General features: G+C 38.6%; 1 protein-coding gene. It reads left to right on the forward strand.

Features of this window, described 5'->3' with window-relative positions; all coding sequences use genetic code 11:
• The coding region (locus ACOV1R_RS16140; protein ID WP_141728099.1) for an IS30 family transposase at window positions 1–294 on the forward strand (294 nt) is incomplete at its 5' end.
• Window positions 295–308: the final 14 nt, after the last annotated feature.

Below are 308 nucleotides of genomic sequence, written 5' to 3' on the forward strand. Positions count from 1 at the left end.
GGTCCCCAAGTAAAATCCATTACTGTTGATCATGGTAAAGAGTTTGCCAATTATCAGGCCTTAGAACAGGATTATCAGATCAAAGTTTATTTTTGCCATCCATATTCACCATGGGAGCGAGGTTCCAATGAATATTTTAATAGACGGTTACGCTGGTTCTTCCCGAAAAAGACCAATTTTAGCCAAGTAACGACTGATGAGATCCTAGCAGCACTTGAACTAATTAATCAACGACCATTAAAAATACATCATCAACAGACTGCCATTGAAAGATTCCGGGCTTGTTCGGATTAAACTTGTAATTTGCC

The sequence above is a fragment of the Lactiplantibacillus sp. YT640 genome (assembly GCF_049745435.1).
GTDB classification, from domain to species: Bacteria; Bacillota; Bacilli; order Lactobacillales; family Lactobacillaceae; genus Lactiplantibacillus; species Lactiplantibacillus plantarum.